This is a genomic window from Sutterella wadsworthensis 2_1_59BFAA, from assembly GCF_000297775.1.
Classification (GTDB): domain Bacteria; phylum Pseudomonadota; class Gammaproteobacteria; order Burkholderiales; family Burkholderiaceae_F; genus Sutterella; species Sutterella wadsworthensis_A.
The window spans coordinates 83,572-98,949 of sequence record NZ_JH815514.1 but is presented as its reverse complement, the minus strand read 5'-3'; the positions used below and the strand labels follow the sequence as shown (position 1 = coordinate 98,949).

13 protein-coding genes are annotated in these 15,378 nt (G+C 63.2%); 6 read left to right on the top strand and 7 right to left on the bottom strand.

Annotated features, from left to right (window positions below; all coding sequences use genetic code 11):
• Positions 1–42: 42 nt before the first annotated feature.
• From pal to HMPREF9465_RS02535, 4 genes are all read left to right on the top strand, one after another.
• On the top strand, positions 43–570 hold the full coding sequence (gene pal, locus HMPREF9465_RS02550; RefSeq protein WP_005433807.1) for a peptidoglycan-associated lipoprotein Pal: 528 nt from the start codon (positions 43–45) through the stop codon (positions 568–570).
• A 117-nt stretch (positions 571–687) separates the two neighbouring features.
• Positions 688–1,413: a tol-pal system protein YbgF gene (ybgF, locus tag HMPREF9465_RS02545; protein WP_005433805.1), complete on the top strand. Its 726-nt coding sequence runs from the start codon at positions 688–690 to the stop codon at positions 1,411–1,413.
• Positions 1,414–1,685: 272 nt separating this feature from the next.
• Entirely contained in the window at positions 1,686–3,308 is a 1,623-nt protein-coding gene (locus HMPREF9465_RS02540) for an NAD-dependent malic enzyme (RefSeq protein WP_005433803.1), read from the top strand.
• Between the two features lie 207 nt (positions 3,309–3,515).
• Entirely contained in the window at positions 3,516–4,391 is an 876-nt protein-coding gene (locus HMPREF9465_RS02535) for a segregation and condensation protein A (RefSeq protein WP_005433801.1), read from the top strand.
• Between the two features lie 80 nt (positions 4,392–4,471).
• Here HMPREF9465_RS02535 and HMPREF9465_RS02530 read toward each other — a convergent pair whose 3' ends face one another.
• The 3 genes from HMPREF9465_RS02530 to HMPREF9465_RS13085 form a co-directional block, all read right to left on the bottom strand.
• Complete coding sequence (locus HMPREF9465_RS02530; RefSeq protein WP_038006325.1) at positions 4,472–6,220, bottom strand: SulP family inorganic anion transporter; 1,749 nt, start codon at positions 6,218–6,220, stop codon at positions 4,472–4,474.
• 131 nt (positions 6,221–6,351) lie between these two features.
• Positions 6,352–8,409: a methionine--tRNA ligase gene (gene metG, locus HMPREF9465_RS02525; RefSeq protein ID WP_005433797.1), complete on the bottom strand. Its 2,058-nt coding sequence runs from the start codon at positions 8,407–8,409 to the stop codon at positions 6,352–6,354.
• Positions 8,406–8,609 (bottom strand): hypothetical protein, encoded by a 204-nt coding sequence (locus HMPREF9465_RS13085; protein WP_147645214.1) that lies wholly within the window; start codon positions 8,607–8,609, stop codon positions 8,406–8,408. The genes metG and HMPREF9465_RS13085 overlap by 4 nt, the downstream gene beginning before the upstream one ends.
• Between HMPREF9465_RS13085 and apbC the strand changes: the two genes are divergently transcribed.
• Entirely contained in the window at positions 8,608–9,696 is a 1,089-nt protein-coding gene (gene apbC, locus HMPREF9465_RS02520; RefSeq protein WP_005433796.1) for an iron-sulfur cluster carrier protein ApbC, read from the top strand. The genes HMPREF9465_RS13085 and apbC overlap by 2 nt on opposite strands.
• 119 nt (positions 9,697–9,815) lie before the next feature.
• On the opposite strand, the gene HMPREF9465_RS02515 is transcribed toward apbC, so the two are convergent.
• Together HMPREF9465_RS02515 and HMPREF9465_RS02510 are read right to left on the bottom strand one after the other, a co-directional pair.
• Entirely contained in the window at positions 9,816–10,901 is a 1,086-nt protein-coding gene (locus HMPREF9465_RS02515; RefSeq protein WP_005433794.1) for an NAD(P)/FAD-dependent oxidoreductase, read from the bottom strand.
• 106 nt (positions 10,902–11,007) lie between these two features.
• Positions 11,008–12,507: a M48 family metallopeptidase gene (locus HMPREF9465_RS02510; protein ID WP_005433792.1), complete on the bottom strand. Its 1,500-nt coding sequence runs from the start codon at positions 12,505–12,507 to the stop codon at positions 11,008–11,010.
• Positions 12,508–12,654: 147 nt separating this feature from the next.
• On the opposite strand from HMPREF9465_RS02510, the gene moaC reads away from it, so the two are divergent.
• The gene (moaC, locus tag HMPREF9465_RS02505) at positions 12,655–13,137 is read left to right on the top strand and encodes a cyclic pyranopterin monophosphate synthase MoaC (protein ID WP_005433791.1); all 483 of its coding nucleotides are present in this window, start codon (positions 12,655–12,657) and stop codon (positions 13,135–13,137) included.
• An 80-nt stretch (positions 13,138–13,217) separates the two neighbouring features.
• Here moaC and HMPREF9465_RS02500 read toward each other — a convergent pair whose 3' ends face one another.
• Together HMPREF9465_RS02500 and HMPREF9465_RS02495 are read right to left on the bottom strand one after the other, a co-directional pair.
• Positions 13,218–14,081, bottom strand: a complete 864-nt coding sequence (locus tag HMPREF9465_RS02500; protein ID WP_005433789.1) for a LuxR C-terminal-related transcriptional regulator — start codon at positions 14,079–14,081, stop codon at positions 13,218–13,220.
• Positions 14,082–14,321: 240 nt separating this feature from the next.
• The gene (locus tag HMPREF9465_RS02495; RefSeq protein WP_005433787.1) at positions 14,322–15,221 is read right to left on the bottom strand and encodes a universal stress protein; all 900 of its coding nucleotides are present in this window, start codon (positions 15,219–15,221) and stop codon (positions 14,322–14,324) included.
• Positions 15,222–15,378 lie beyond the last annotated feature (157 nt).

Sequence of the window (15,378 nt, the reverse complement as noted above, 5' to 3'; positions counted from 1 at the left end):
ACCAACGACAATCAACCACAACACTGTTGCCAGGAACACAAAATGTCCTTTTCGTGGAAAATCCTCGCTGCCTCCGCAGCCGTTGCCGCTCTTCTGAGCGGCTGCTCGTCCGTCTCCCTTGACGAAAGCGCCAAGGACGGCACGCTCGCCGGCCAGACCGCCGGCAGCCAGACCCAGGCGGTGAATCCGTTCGCCGATCCGAACAACCCGCTCTCCAAGCGCTCCGTGTACTTCTCCTTCGACTCCTATGAAGTCGAAGCCCAGTACATGCCCGCCGTCGAAGCCCACGCCCGCTGGCTTGCCGCTCATCCGAACGTCAACATCATCATCCAGGGCAACACCGACGAACGCGGCGGCCGCGAGTACAACCTCGCCCTCGGTCAGAAGCGTTCCGAAGCCGTCAAGCAGCGCCTGCAGCTCCTCGGCATCCCCGCCGAGCGCATCGAAGCCGTTTCCTTCGGCCGTGAAAAGCCGGTGGCCTACGGTCACAGCGAGGAAGCCTGGGCCCAGAACCGCCGCGCCGACATCGTCTATCCGACGGAAGTGACGTCCGGCAAGGCCGCCCAGTAATCTCTGGACGCATTACCTGAGACGACGGCCGGACGCAGCCCCACGGGGACCGCGGCCGGCCGCCTGCTTTTCGAGCCCGGCTCGTGCACGGACACGAGCGGCTTCTTCGGAGAAATTATGAATTTGAACAAGCTGATGGTTCAGGCCTGCACGGCCGCGATCCTGTCGGGCTCCGCCGCGGGTGCGATGGCCTTCGCGGACGACGATGCTCGCCGCGCCATTCTTGATCTGCGCGCACAGGTTGCCGCCCTTGAGGAACAGCTCAAGAACGCACAGATTTCGTTTGCGACGCGTCTCGACAACCTGCAGAACCAGAACCGCCTTCTCACCGGTCAGGTCGAGGAGCTCACGAATGCGATCCGTCAGGAAAAGCGCAGCACGCGCGAGCTCTACACCAGCATCGACGAGCGCCTCGGCAAGTTCGAGCCGCGCGAAGTTGAGGTCAACGGCGAGAAGGTCATGGTTCAGCCTCAGGAGCAGGCCGCCTACGACGCCGCCGTCGAGCTTCTCAAGGCGGGCGACTACAAGAAGGCCGCCGCCGCATTCAGCACTTTCGGCGCCGAGTGGCCCAAGTCCGCCTACGCGGCCGACGCCGTCTACTGGCGCGGATCCTGCCTCTTCGCCCTTGAGCAGTACAAGAGCACGATCAACGTTCAGAATTCGCTCATCCGCAGCTACCCGAAGCATCCGCGCGTGGCCGATGCCATGATCTCCGTGGCGTCGTCCCAGGCGGCGCTCGGAAACGTCAAGGCAGCCTCTGCGACGCTCGCCAAGGTGATCAAGCAGTATCCGAATTCGGACGCGGCCAAAACCGCCGCCCAACTTCAGAAAACTTTGAAATAAGTCGACGAGAGCACTCAAATGCAGCCTGTCCTGTCATAGGGGCAGGCTATTATTTTGTCGGGTGAAGAGGGGAAAATGCCGTGGATAGCCGCAAAATATGAGCAGAAGCGGAATTTTTAGGTTGTTTCACTTACCGAAGCCGTTTCTACTGGCCTCACAGAGTTGCTAGAATCACCATCGGAGGTGTCGCCATGGATTTGGCGGCACCTTCAGTACCTTATAACTGCCCGGACAATTTCGTACCCCGTGGAGTTTTTTAGCAAGAAGGACTTATGACTGAATCCAAGCAAATTTGCGGCGCCGACCTGCTCCGCAACCCGCAGCTCAACCGTGCCGACGCCTTCACTCAGGAGGAGCGCGACGCCCGCGGCCTTCGCGGTCTTCTGCCGCCGGCCGTTTCCACCATGGAGCTGCAGGTCAAGCGCACGCTCGCTTTGCTCGACCGCTGCCCGACGGCTCTCGACAAGTTTCTGATGCTCGACAGTCTGCATGCGACTGACGAAGACCTCTACTTCAAGATCCTGATCGACTACATCGACGACTACATGCCCGTGGTCTACACCCCGACCGTCGGCGAGGTCTGCCAGAAGTTCAGCCATATCTACCGCTATCCGCGCGGCGCCTTCATCTCGATCAACGACAAGGGCCGCGTCCGCGAAATCATTGAAAACTGCCCGAACGAGGAAGTCGACGTCATCGTCGTGACCGACGGCCAGCGCATTCTCGGCCTCGGCGACCTCGGTATCAACGGCATGGGCATCCCCTGCGGCAAGCTCTCGCTCTACACGGCCTGCGCCGGCATCGCCCCGGAAAAGACGCTTCCCGTCACCATCGACGTCGGCACGAACAACCCGGAATACCTGAACGATCCGATGTACCTCGGCCTGCGTCAGGAACGCGTGACGGGCGAAGCCTACGACGAACTCATCGAGGAATTCGTCACCGAAGCCCGCCGCCGCTGGCCCAACGTCCTCATCCAGTTCGAGGACTTCGGCAACAACCACGCCTTCGACCTTCTCGAACGCTACAAGGACAAGGTCCTCTGCTTCAATGACGACATCCAGGGCACGGCTGCCGTGGCCGTCACGGGCGTCTACTCCGCTCTTCGCGTCACGAAACAGAAGCTTGCCGATCAGCGCTTCCTCTTCCTCGGCGCCGGCGAAGCCGCCACCGGCATCGCCGAACTCCTCGTCGACGCCATGGTCGCCGAAGGCGTTGAACGCGAGGAAGCCCTCAAGCACTGCTTCCTCTTCGACTCCAAGGGGCTCGTGACCTGCAACCGCGGCGACAAGCTCGCCCACAACAAGGTTCCGTTCGCCCACGACGTCGAGAACTGCAAGACCTTCATCGAAGCCGTCCGCGCCCTGCGTCCGACCGGCATCATCGGCGTGGCCGCCCAGCCGGGCGCCTTCAATGCCGAAGTGCTCGGCGCCATGGCCGAAATCAACGAGCGTCCGATCGTCTTCGCGCTTTCCAACCCGACGTCCCGCGCCGAATGCGACGCCGCCACGGCCTACCGTGAAACGAACGGCCGCGCGCTCTTTGCCTCCGGCTCTCCGTTCGCTCCGGTCGACTTCAACGGCAAGACCTTCGTGCCGCGTCAGGGCAACAACAGCTACGTGTTCCCCGGCCTCGGCCTCGGCGCCGTCTTCGCCCGCGCCAAGACGATGCCCGTGGGCATGTTCCTCGCCGCCTCCCGCGAGCTCGCCGAGCTCGTGAGCGAAGCCGACCTCGAACAGGGCTCGCTCTATCCGCCGCTCTCCACCGTGCGTGAAGTCTCGGTCAAGATCGGTGCTGCCGTCGCCCAGTACGCCTACGACAACGGTCTCGCTGGCAACGAACGCCCGGCCGATCTCGAAGCCGCCGTTCGCGAATTCATGTACAAGCCCGAATAAGTTCCGGCTTCATCCGTGAATGAATGAGAAAAGCCTCCGCACTTCGGTGCGGAGGCTTTTTTGTCAGGATTTCGTCAGGATTCAGTCAGGAGTCGCAGGCAGCCGCAGGGCGGGACCCGAGGGCGTGCGTTGTGGTATTCTCCCCGACGCCCGAGAGGTCAGCCCTGATGCGGCGGGCCTTCATCTTCTGCAGGAACCCGTCCCTTCATGACCGACCTTTTCACCGCGCACCGAGGCGTCGACACGCAGACCGAGGAGAAGATCCTCGCACGCCTCTACGGCGAGCCGCTGGAGGAGTGTCCCGACGGGCTGTACATTCCACCCGAGGCGCTGCGCGTCTTTCTGGCGAGCTTCGAGGGACCGCTCGACCTGCTTCTCTACCTCATCCGCAAGCAGAAGTTCGACGTCATGGACATCCCGATGGCGGAGCTTACCGACCAGTACATGCGCTACGTGGATCTGGTGAGGGAGAGCGATCTGGAGCTGGCCGCAGCCTATCTCGTGATGTCCGCGACGCTCATGCAGATCAAGAGCAGGCTTCTGCTGCCTTCCGTGAGGACGGCCGAGGGGACGGAACCCGAGGATCCGAGGGCGGAACTCATGCGCCGTCTTGAGGAGTACGAGCGGATTCGTTCTGCGGCGCTCAAGCTGCAGGCCATGCCGAGGATAGACCGGGACTTCCGTGTCGCCGAGGCGGAGCGCTGCGTGCCCGTGGTGGCGCTCCAACCCGATGTGACGCCCGAGATGCTCGCATCGGCCTGGGCTGCCGTCGCCGCCCGTCTCAAGCTTCGGGACAGGCACAAGGTGAGCAGGCAGGAGCTTTCGGTGAGGGAGCACATGACGGCCCTTCTGAAGCGCCTGCAGACGGAGCCCTTCGTGACGCTGGAGGGGCTCTGGAACGGCACCCGAGACCGCGAGACGATGACCGTGTGGTTCCTGGCGCTCCTCGAGCTTGCCAAGGAGGGAATGATCATCCTCACTCAGGGAGCGCCCTACGCGCCGCTCTACGCCACGCTGCCCGAGGATGCGGGCACGCTTGAGCTTCGCTGCCCCGATCCCGATCCGCTCGTGCTGACGAGCTGAGACGGTGAACGGACAAAACAAAACCCCGCCGGGCGGAGAGCCTGACGGGGTTTTTGTCTTTGCCTGAGCGTGGAGGCTGTTTAGGCTTCTCCGCCGAGGAGAGCGCGCTTGGCGGCGGCCTTTTCATCCTGCTCCTTGAGGATGATTTCGGCACGGGCGAAGGCGAACTCCATGTTCGGCACGAGGTTTGCACCGAGACGCTGGGCGATGTTGGTGCGCTTGAGCTGGGCGAGCGGGTGGCCGGAGGCGCCCGCAATGATCAGCTCGTGGTTGTGGCGGTGCAGGGCGCGTGCATAGACTTCGATCTGGTCCATCGCGGAGTTGTCGATGTTGAGCAGGTCGGTGAAGTCAAGGATCACGATGCGGGCTGCGGAGGCCGACGTGATGCGGGCCGGATCGGTCACGTGCTCGAGCTTGGAGACGGAGCCGAAGAAGAGGGCGCCCTTGATGTGCCAGGCCTCGACCGTGTCGGGCACGTTGAACGGAAGCGTGACGGGTTCGACGACCGTCAGGTTGTTCATGCGCATCAGGAAGAAGACGCAGGCAACGACGAGGCCGAACTGGACGGCGACCGTCAGGTCGAAGATCACGGTCAGGAAGAACGTGATGAGAAGCGTCGCCTTGTAGGAGAGCGTCATCGAGCGCAGGCGCAGGAACTCGCGCCAGTTGCCCATGTTCCAGGCCACGAAGACGAGGATGGCGGCAAGCGCGCAGAGCGGGATGTTGCTCGCAAGCGGGGCGGCGGCGAGGATCACGACGAGAAGCGTGATGGCGTGGACCATGCCCGCGACGGGCGAGAAGGCGCCGGACTTGATGTTCGTGACGGTACGGGCGATTGTGCCGGTGGCGGGGATGCCGCCGAAGAACGGAACGATCATGTTGGCGACGCCCTGGCCCATCAGTTCCTGATTGGGGTCGTGGCGGTCGTCGGTCATCGTGTCGGCCACGCGGGCGCACAGCAGGCTTTCAATGGAACCGAGCACGGCGATCGTGATCATCGGGCCGAGAAGCTGCTTGGCGGTGTCCCACTCGAGGTCGGGGATCTGCAGGCTCGGGAGGGACTGCGGAATGCCGCCGAACTTGGAGCCGATCGTTTCGACGGGAAGGCCGAAGACCGTGACGATGATCGTGGAGAGCACGAGGACGACGACGGTGCCGGGCAGGTGGGCGAGCCAGCGCTTCCACTGCGGGCCGCTCATCTGATAGCCCTTGGGCCAGAACTTGACGATGAGGAAGCTCGCAAGCGCAAGGCCGAAGGCCCACGGATTGATCGTGCCGATGTTGTTGATGATCGTGTTGACCTGGCCGAAGAAGTCGGCGGGCATCTTGGCGACGGTGAGGCCGAGGAAGTCCTTGACCTGCTGCAGGCCGATCATGACCGCAATGCCGTTCGTGAAGCCGATCACGATCGATACGGGGATGAACTTGATGAAGCCGCCGATCTTGAAGAGGCCCATCAGGAAGAGGATGACGCCTGAGCCGAGCGTGGCGAGCATGAGGTTGCTCAAGCCGTACTGTGCGATGATGCCGTAGATGATGACGACGAAGGCGCCGGCGGGACCGCCGATCTGGACGCGGCAGCCGCCGAGAAGCGAGATGAGGAAGCCAGCGATGATGGCGGTGTAGAGGCCCGATTCGGGCGGCACGCCGGAGGCGATGCCGAAGGCCATGGCGAGCGGCAGGGCCACCATGCCCACGGTGAGGCCGGCGGAGATGTCGCGCGACAGCATGCGGCTGTCGTATTCCTTCAGGCAGGTGAGGAGCACCGGATGGAATTTGGCCAGCGGCACGTGGTGCATGAATTCGCGGGCCATGTCTTTGAAGCTCATGTCGAAAACCGGATGAGGTGAGGGAAAAACGTCTAATTGTAAGAAAAGGCATCCTCCTTAGGAAGAGGATGCCTTTGCTCAATCGCAAGCAATGGCCAAAAAATCAGGCCTATTGCGCAAATAAGTCGATCTTATCGGATGCGCATGCCGGGAATAGCGCCGGAGTGCGGTTCGAGCACGAAGAGGCCGAGCGACTTGTCGGCGGCGTCGGAGGCGGCGAGAACCATGCCTTCGGAGACGCCGAAGCGCATTTTGCGCGGGGCGAGGTTGGCGATCACGACCGTCATGCGGCCTTCGAGCTGCTCGGGCTTGTAGGCGCTTGCAATGCCGGAGAAGACGTTGCGGGTGCGGCCTTCGCCCAGATCGAGCGTGAGGCGCAGAAGCTTCGTGGAGCCTTCGACGGGCTCGCACTTGACGATCTTGGCGACGCGCAGGTCGATCTTCGTGAAGTCGTCGATCGTGCACTCGGGAGCGATGGCTTCGCCGCCGGGCAGGACGGGTTCGGGCTCGGGAGCCTTTTCGGGGACGAGGACGTCAAGCTGCTTTTCCATGTCGACGCGCTGCATCAGGTGCTTGAAGGCCTTGATCGGGCTCGCGGAGGAGAGCGGCACGGAGACGCTCGCCCAGGTGAGAGGTTCGATCGAGAGGAAGTCCTCGACGCGGGTGGCCGTGGCGGGCAGCACGGGCTTGAGGTAGAGCGTGAGCAGGCGGAAGCCTTCGAGGGCGATCGAGGAGACGCGGTGCAGTTCGGCCCTGGCCTCGGGGTTCTTGGCGAGCTCCCACGGCTTTTCCTGATCGACGAACTCGTTGATCTTGTCGGCGAGCTCCATTACGAGGCGCGTGGCGCGGGCGAACTCGCGGATTTCGAAGAAGCCCTTGACTTCCTCGGCGCGGCTGCGGATGGCTTCAAGCAGCGGATCCTGCATGGCGGAATCGTCGACGCGGCCCTCGAACTTCTTGAAGATGAAGCCCGCGGCGCGGCTGGCGATGTTGACGTACTTGCCGATCAGGTCGGAGTTGACGCGCTGGGCGAAGTCGGACTTCGTGAAGTCGACGTCCTCGACGCGGGAGTTCATCTTGGCGGCAAGGTAGTAGCGGAGCCATTCGGCGTCCATGCCGAGCTCGAGGTACTGCAGCGGCGAGATGCCGGTGCCGCGGCTCTTGGACATCTTCTCGCCGTTGACGGTCATGAAGCCGTGGGCGTTGACGTGATCGGGCACGCGGAAGGGCTTGCCGGCAAAGTGCAGCATGGCGGGCCAGAAGAGCGTGTGGAAGTAGATGATGTCCTTGCCGATGAAGTGGATCTGCTCCGTCTTTTCGTCGGAGAGGATGCCTTCGAAGTCGAGGCCCTGCTTGTCGCAGTAGTTCTTGAGCGAGGCGAGGTAGCCGACGGGGGCGTCAAGCCAGACGTAGAAGTACTTGCCCGGAGCGTCGGGAATGGCGATGCCGAAGTACGGTTCGTCGCGGGAGATGTCCCAGTCTGAGAGGTTGCCGTCCTTGCCGAGCCATTCGCTGTCCTTGGCGAGGACCTCCTGCTGCACGCGCGGCAGGCCGTCCTTGCCTTTGCCGTTGGTCCAGTCGCGGAGGAACTGGACGCACTGCGGGTCGGAGAGCTTGAAGAAGTAGTGCGTGGACTTGCGGATTTCCGGACGGGAGCCCGAAAGCGTGGAGTACGGGTTCACGACTTCCATCGGGGAGTAGACGGCGGAACACTTTTCGCAGTTGTCGCCGTACTGGTCGGTCGCGCCGCAGCGCGGACACGTGCCCTTGATGAAGCGGTCGGCGAGGAACATGCCCTTGACCGTGTCGTAGTACTGCTCGATCTCCTTCGTGTAGATGAGACCGGCGGCGACGAGGCGGCGGTAGATGTCCTGGCTGAGCTCGTGGTTTTCAACGGCATCGGTGCTGTGCCAGTTGTCGAAGCTGATGTGGAAGCCGTCGAGGTACTGCTTGCGGCCTGCGGCGATTTCGGCGACGAAGGCCTGCGGCGTGATGCCGCGCTTCTGGGCGGCAATCATGATCGGCGCGCCGTGCACGTCGTCGGCGCCGACGAAGTGGACCTTGTTGCCGGACATGCGCTCGTGACGCACCCAGATGTCAGCCTGGATGTACTCCATGATGTGGCCCATGTGGAAGGCGCCGTTCGCGTAAGGCAAGGCGGTCGTAACAAAAAGATTGCGCTGACTCATCGTCGTGTTAAATCCGAAGTTGAAATGAAGGGCGCTTCGGAAAAACCGAAGCAATCAGTTATTTTAGCGTAGCGAAAACCCGAGGGGGCTTGGAGAGCCTTTCCAATCCGGGCCTTTTCAGGAAAATCAAAGGATCGGCGCGTAAAATCCGCATAACCACACGCGCGATGCGCGCGGACATCAACGGAGAAGAATCCCATGACCATTTCCACGGAAGCGATCAAGAGCGCCCTTTCCGCGCTGATCGACCCTGTCACCGGCACCGACTACGTGTCCGGCAAGATGTTCAAGAGCGCCGAAACCGACGAGAACGGCAACGTCAAGGTGTTCATTGAGCTCGGCTATCCCGCCAAGCACCGTGCCGAAGCCGTCGGTCAGGCCGTGGGCGAGGCCGTCCGCGCCGCAGGTGCCGCCTCCGTTGAGGTGAGCGTCACGCAGAACATCATCGCGCACAAGGTGCAGGGCACGCTTCGCGTCATGCCCGGCGTCAAGAATATCATTGCGGTGAGCTCCGGTAAGGGCGGCGTCGGCAAGTCCACGGTCTCCGCCAACCTCGCGCTCGCGCTTGCGCACGAAGGCGCCCGCGTCGGCGTGCTTGATGCGGACATTTACGGTCCGTCCCAGCCCAAGATGCTCGGCGCCTCCGGCCAGCCCGTGAGCGCCGACGGCAAGACGATGGAGCCGATGGAATCCCTCGGCCTGCAGATCAACTCGATCGGCTTCATGATCGAGGAGGACGATCCGATGATCTGGCGCGGCCCGATGGCCGCAGGCGCCCTGCAGCAGCTCATCACCCAGACGAACTGGCACGACCTCGACTACCTGATCGTCGACATGCCTCCGGGAACGGGCGACATCCAGCTCACGCTCTCGCAGCAGGTGCCGCTCACGGGCGCCGTCGTCGTGACGACCCCGCAGGACATCGCGCTCATCGACGCCAAGAAGGGCCTGCGCATGTTCCAGAAGGTGAATGTGCCCATCCTCGGCATCATCGAGAACATGTCCGTCTTCATCTGCCCGCACTGCGGCGAAGTCGAGCACATCTTCGGTGAAGGCGGCGCCAAGCGCATGAGCGAGCAGTACGGTGTGCCGCTTCTCGGCGAGCTTCCGCTTTCGGCCAAGATCCGCGAACAGGCCGACAGCGGCCTGCCCACGGTCGCCGCCGAGCCCGACGGCAAGGAGGCCCTGATGTACCGCGAGATGGCGATGAAGGTCGCCGGCGCTCTCGCCCGCATCACGAAGGACTACACGGCCAAGATGCCCGGCATCCGCGTCGTGAACGACTGATCGAAAGAAAACGGCGTCGAAGGCCCACGTTGAGCGCGGGTCTTCGCAGGCGAAAAAGCAAGAGGGGACGGCCGCAGGGCCGTCCCCTCTGTCCATGGAGTCCTTGGACTCAAAGACGATCAGTCTTCGTCAAAGTTCGGCGTCTCGACGCCGAGTACCTTGTGGAGCTTCGGCGACGTGGTCGTGTACTGCAGGAACACGCGCTTTTCCGGGAAGACGTAGTCGCAGGCCGCGAAGGCGGCGAGGGCGCATTCGTGGAAGCCGGAGAGGATGAGCTTCTTCTTGCCGGGGTAGGTGTTGATGTCGCCCACGGCGAAGATGCCCGGGATGTTCGTCTCAAAGCGGGCGGTGTCGACGACGATCTGCTTGCGGTCGAGCTCGAGGCCCCAGTTCTCGATCGGGCCGAGCTTGGGCTGCAGACCGAAGAAGACGAGCAGATGGTCGAGCGGGATGCGGCGCGTGACGCCGTCGGCGCCCGCGACGAGCACTTCGGTGAGCTTGCCGTCGGCTTCGTTGAAGCCCGTGACCTGGCCCACTTCGAACTGCATCTCCCAGTTCTCGCACAGTTCCTTCATCTTGGCGACGGAGGCGGCTTGGGCGCGGAAGCCGTCGCGGCGGTGAACGAGTACGACGCTTTCGGCGCGGCCCACGAGGTTGAGCGTCCAGTCGAGGGCGGAGTCGCCGCCGCCGCAGATGACGACGTTCTTGCCTTCAAAGACGGAGGGATCCTTGCAGCTGTAGTGAAGCTGCGTGCCCTCGAACTTCTCGATGCCCTTGACGCGGAGCGGACGCGGCTGGAAGGAGCCGACGCCGGCGGCGATGATCACGACCTTGGTCATGAAGCGGGTGCCGGTGCTCGTCTCGACGTAGAAGCGGCCGTCCTCCTGCTTTTCAACGCGGGTGACTTCTTGGCCGAGGTGGAAGACGGGGCCGAAGTGATGGTTCTGCTTGAGGAGGTTTTCTGTGAGCTCGTAGGAGGAGCAGACGGGAACGGCGGGAATGTCGTAGATGGGCTTCGTCGGATAGAGCTCCATGCACTGGCCGCCGACGTTGCGAAGCGAGTCGATGACGTGGCACTTGATTTCGAGCAGGCCGAGCTCGAACACCTGGAAGAGGCCGACGGGACCGGCGCCCACGACGACGGCATCGGTTTCAATGAGCTCATCGGTGGGCTCGGCAACGGTCATATAGTCTTCAATAGCCATGATTCTGTTTCGAATGGGTAAAAACGGTTGAGCCTTCCCCTCGGGGAAGGCGGTTGCGGTATTTTCGCACGCTTTCGGGCCCTGATGCAGGCGCCTGCGGGGCCTATCACTTGGCGCGCTCCTTCTCGATGAGGAGCTGCTCGCGCAGTTCGCGCAGGCGTGCGTCGATCTGGCTCATGGTGTAGAAGTCGCCGTCGGCGGCCTTCTGCCCGAGCGTCATCTGGTAGACGGCCGCCTCGGTGGAGCCATAGAGCGCGTACATCTCGCCCGTGTGCAGGTACTGGAGGCTCTTCTTGCCGAGCTTTTCGTAGGAGCGTGCGAGGAGTGCATGGTAGTTGGAGCTCTCCTGGCTTATCGCGGTGTTGCTGCGCAGGAAGTTGATGAGCTTCTGATGCTCGTTCTGGCTGTAGAGGAGGTCGACGTAGTTTTCCGCAATCATCGTGGAGAGCGGAAAGCGATCGACGGCGCTGCGGGCGTCCTCGACGGCCTTTCTCTTGTCGGCGGCGGTGCGGGCGGCGTCGTACTCGGTGCGCGTGAGATTGCGCACGAGAATGGCGCTCTTGCCCGCCTTCATGGCGAGGCGCGCCTCGACGAGGGCCTCGTCGGGTTCGTGCAGCTTCTGGGCCGCCACCGAGAGGCCGTAGTGAAGCACGGCCTCATTGACGCCCGAGGAGGTCTTGAGGCGGCGCTGGAATTCCTTCCTGACCTTGTACCAGCCGTCGTGGCGCGTCTCCTGCAGCACCTCAAGGCGCGCCTGGATCAGCTTGAAGTCGAGGCTGTCGCGGTGCAGGCGCGGCGGGATGCTGCGGGTGCGGTTCTCCATGTCGGCCATTCGCTCGACGGTGAGCGGATGGGTGGAGAGGTAGGCGGGGGCGGCCGATTCGTAGAAGCGGTTGCTCGAATGGAGGCGCTCGAAGAAGCTCTCCATGCCCTTGGGGTCGAAGCCTGCGTTGTAGAGGGTCTGCAGACCCACGCGGTCGGCCTCTCGTTCGGCGTCTCTCGAGTAGTTGAGCTGGGACTGGATCATGGCGGCCTGGGAGCCCATGGCGACGGCCGCGGCGGCGTGACCGCCCGAATTTCCGCCCGCTCGTGCGGCGAGAATGGCCAGAAGCATGGAACCGATTGTGAGGGCCATGTTCCCCTTCTGGGCCTCGATCATGCGCGCGATGTGGCGTTGGGAGACGTGGCCGATTTCATGGCCCATGACGCCTGCAAGCTCGCTTTCGTTCTGAGCGTTGATGATGGTGCCCGTGTGCACGGCGATGTAGCCGCCCGGAAGCGCGAAGGCGTTGAGCGTTGCGTCCCGGATGGGAAAGAAGAAGAACTGGTAGGTGTAGGTGTTCGCGTTGCTGACGAGCTGGTAGCCGAGCCTGTTGAGGTATTCGCTCGTTTCGGGGTCCGACATGTAGGTGGGGTCGGCTCGAACCTGCCGCATGATCTGCGCGCCGAGAGCGTATTCGTCGGCGGGTGAGAGCTCGGCGCCTGCGACGGTGCCCAGACTCGGCAGGTTGAGGTCGAGCGGCGTCTGGCCTGCCGACAGTGCCGTGCCGGGCAGGCATGCGGTCGTCATGGCCGAGACGAGAAGTACCCACGCTTTGAAGTTCATCGAAATTCCTTTGGGGTGGAGGAGCGGACAGTGTGCGCCGCGCCTGCGCATCGTGCAGACAAAATGGAGGTCCCGACCGCTATCATAATGGGCGGACGCGCCCGGAGCCCCGCTTTCGGGCGCCTTACAGGATCAAAGGTAACGAAAATGAGCGAACTGACACACTTTGACGAGGCCGGTCAGGCCCATATGGTCAACGTCGGCGAGAAGTCCGAGACGCACCGAATCGCAGTGGCCTGCGGCCGCATCCACATGCAGCCCGCCACGTTCGAGCTCGTCGCGGGTGGTACGGCCAAGAAGGGCGACGTGATCGGCATTGCGCGCGTGGCGGCCATCATGGCCAGCAAGCGCACGTCGGATCTCGTGCCGCTCTGCCATCCGATCGGACTCACCCGCGTGGCGGTCGACTTCGAGCTTGACGAGAAGACGCACGCCGTGACGTGCACGGCCCGCTGCGAATGCTACGGCAAGACGGGCGTCGAGATGGAGTCGCTCACGGCCGTGCAGGTCGGCCTGCTCACGATCTACGACATGTGCAAGGCCGTCGACCGAGGCATGGTGATGACCGACATACGCCTTCTCGAGAAGGACGGCGGTAAGTCGGGCCGCTGGACGGCTGAAAGGGCCTGAGGCGGCTTTTTCCCTGACTGAAACGAAAGGAGGTCGGCGTGCATTTGGCACGCCGGCCTCCTTTCGTATGGAGCCCGTCGTCAGCTGTCGCTGATCAGGTTGAGGGCTCTGGCCTCGTAGACCGCTTCGCCGCGGGAGTGGACCTGAAGCTTGCGGTAGATCTTCTTGATGTGTGCAGTCACGGTGTGCGGCGAGATCATGAGGATCGTGCCGATTTCGGCGAACGGAATGCCCTTGGCCAGAAGCTCGAGAATCTCGCGCTCGCGGGTGGAGATGTCGGGCGCGTCGTTCGTGGCGGCCACGAGCGGCTCGGAGTTCTTCTTCATCTGCATGGCGCGCAGGACGTGGCGGGTCACGGCGGGGGACATCGGGGATCCGCCGCCGTTGATGAGGCGCACGCAGTTGTCCAGGCTTTCCTGGGAGTTGCGTAGCACGTAGCCGAGCGCACCCGCACGGATGGCGTTCATGATGAAGTTCGGCTCGCTGCGGTTCGTGTAGCAGAGCACGTTGAGGTTCGGGCGGAGCGTGACAGCCTTTTCGACGATGGGGAAGACCGTGGCGCCGCCGAGTTCGACGTCGGTGACGAGCACGTCGACGTCGGTGCGCAGGTGCAGCGTGGCGTCAAGCTCGTTGAAGGTCGTGGCGGTGCCGACGACCATGAACTCGTTGCGGTCCGAGAGCATGGCGCTCAGGGAGCGGGCTTCCGTCTTGCTGTTCGCGGCGATCAGCACGCGGATGCGACTTGAGGGAGCGGAGCTCGAAAACTTGGAGTCGCGGTCCTGTTCGCGGGGGAACGTGCCGTTGACATAACGGCGGCCGCCCCTGCCCTCCTGGAGGTCGGAGGTGTCGAGCCTGCGGCCGGAGGAAGCGGGCGACTTCTTGGAGTCCTTGCCCGCGGCGGTCGTGCCGCTAGAACTCAACTGTTCTTCGGTGAGAGTAATCATCTTTGGATTTGTCAGGGTCGCAGAGGTGGGGCGCCGGGCGGCTGAGACGCTGCCCGGCGGAACATGCAGGTATTCTACGACATCCCGCAAATCGGGGATGGTCAGGCGTGCCGTTCGTCGAAATGCCTGTGTTGCAGGTGCTCCAGGGCGTATGCCGGTGGAAAAAGATAGCCGGCCAGAGGCCGGCTATCTTCAGCGGCGGGTGGCATCCTGCAGGAACCGCCCGCTGCGCTCAGGCCGTCAGGCCTGACGGATGATCAAAAGCGGAACGTCGCCCGTGGCGGCGATGCGGGTTGCGGTCGAGCCCATGACGGCGGCCTTGAAGCGGCCGTAGCCGTGGGAGCCCATGACCACGAGGTCGAGCTTCTTCTTCTTCGCGAAGGCGGCGATTTCGTCGCCTGCGTTGCCGACGAGGCAGATTTCCTTGGTCGCGACGGCGGCCTTGGCAAAGAGCGGACGCAGCGGCTCGACGGCTTCATTGAACTCGTCCTTCTGCAGTTCGAGCACTTCCTCTTCGGAGAGTGCGGGCAGGGCCATGCCGGCCATGTCGGGCATCACGGCGCCGGCGTAGTCGCTCACCACGTTGATGAGGTAGAACTGTGCGCCCGTGCCGAAGAGCGAGATGTGCTTGAGGGCGTAGCGCACGGCGGCGCGGCCGTACTTGGAGCCGTCGACCGCGATGCCGACCTTGAGAGCGTCGGACTGCGGCGCGGCCTTGTCGCGCAGCATCAGGACGGGGCACTTGGACTTGGCGAGGACGCCGTTCGAGACGGAGCCGAAGAAGAGGCCGCGAAGAGCGGTCTGGCCGCGGGAGCCCATGACGATCAGGTCGGCGCCGAACTTTTCGGCTTCGGCCGCGATGCTGTCGGAGGCTTCGCCGACGAGGAAGGCCTCGCCTGCCTGGAAGCCGACCTTGTTGAGCTCGGCGCGCACGGGTTCGAAGACCTTGGCGGCTTCGTCTTCATAGTAGCGGGTCAGGGAGTCCTGGCCGACGAGTCGGCAGGCGCGTGCCGGAAGCGGAAGCTGAACGTTCAGGACTTCGATTTCCGGATTGCTCCCGAGAAGCGTGGTGCGGCTGGCGATGAATTCCACGGCGTGCATGCTGTTTTCACTGCCGTCAACGGGAACGAGAATGCGCATATAACCTCCTGAGGATCTTTGCAGGACGGTGGTCACGTTGTTCTTTGCCGTCGCCGTGCTTTACACTCGCGGTGGCGAAGAACTTCCGTCCTTGAGGACAATGTACTCTGAAACGACTGCGGCGGCATCAAAGCCAAGACGTTCGCACCGTCGTTTT

Coding starts and splice junctions, on each gene's coding strand:
- pal (WP_005433807.1), top strand. CDS start 43: ATGTCCTTTTCGTGGAAAATCCTCGCTGCCTCCGCAGCCGTTGCCGCT.
- HMPREF9465_RS02515 (WP_005433794.1), bottom strand. CDS start 10,901: ATGGCTATTGAAGACTATATGACCGTTGCCGAGCCCACCGATGAGCTC.
- HMPREF9465_RS02500 (WP_005433789.1), bottom strand. CDS start 14,081: ATGATTACTCTCACCGAAGAACAGTTGAGTTCTAGCGGCACGACCGCC.
- HMPREF9465_RS02495 (WP_005433787.1), bottom strand. CDS start 15,221: ATGCGCATTCTCGTTCCCGTTGACGGCAGTGAAAACAGCATGCACGCC.
- metG (WP_005433797.1), bottom strand. CDS start 8,409: ATGAGTCAGCGCAATCTTTTTGTTACGACCGCCTTGCCTTACGCGAAC.
- HMPREF9465_RS13085 (WP_147645214.1), bottom strand. CDS start 8,609: ATGGGATTCTTCTCCGTTGATGTCCGCGCGCATCGCGCGTGTGGTTAT.
- HMPREF9465_RS02510 (WP_005433792.1), bottom strand. CDS start 12,507: ATGAACTTCAAAGCGTGGGTACTTCTCGTCTCGGCCATGACGACCGCA.
- ybgF (WP_005433805.1), top strand. CDS start 688: ATGAATTTGAACAAGCTGATGGTTCAGGCCTGCACGGCCGCGATCCTG.
- HMPREF9465_RS02535 (WP_005433801.1), top strand. CDS start 3,516: ATGACCGACCTTTTCACCGCGCACCGAGGCGTCGACACGCAGACCGAG.
- apbC (WP_005433796.1), top strand. CDS start 8,608: ATGACCATTTCCACGGAAGCGATCAAGAGCGCCCTTTCCGCGCTGATC.
- HMPREF9465_RS02540 (WP_005433803.1), top strand. CDS start 1,686: ATGACTGAATCCAAGCAAATTTGCGGCGCCGACCTGCTCCGCAACCCG.
- moaC (WP_005433791.1), top strand. CDS start 12,655: ATGAGCGAACTGACACACTTTGACGAGGCCGGTCAGGCCCATATGGTC.
- HMPREF9465_RS02530 (WP_038006325.1), bottom strand. CDS start 6,220: ATGAGCTTCAAAGACATGGCCCGCGAATTCATGCACCACGTGCCGCTG.